This window comes from Citrobacter sp. wls829, from assembly GCF_005280825.1.
GTDB classification, from domain to species: domain Bacteria; phylum Pseudomonadota; class Gammaproteobacteria; order Enterobacterales; family Enterobacteriaceae; genus Citrobacter; species Citrobacter gillenii.
Genome location: NZ_SZWP01000085.1, coordinates 1 through 221 on the forward strand (window position 1 = coordinate 1; position 221 = coordinate 221).

A 221-nucleotide genomic window follows, 5' to 3' on the forward strand; every position below is an offset into this window, starting at 1 on the left:
TCGTCATTCCACGCCTTGTCTCAGGACAAATTATCGGTACAGAGATGAAGTATTACGATGGGGTTATAGCTCAGCTGGGAGAGCGCCTGCCTTGCACGCAGGAGGTCTGCGGTTCGATCCCGCATAGCTCCACCATCCTTTACTGCGAACAAAACAAGAAAACTTCAGAGTGTACCTGAAAAGGTTCACTGCGAAGTTTTGCTCTTTAAAAATCTGGATCA

Annotated in this window: 1 tRNA gene; it reads left to right on the forward strand. The window is 47.5% G+C overall.

Annotated elements, in window-relative coordinates:
- Window positions 1–59: 59 nt before the first annotated feature.
- A tRNA-Ala gene (locus FDW88_RS18685) sits at window positions 60–135 on the forward strand.
- The last annotated feature ends 86 nt before the right edge of the window (window positions 136–221 follow it).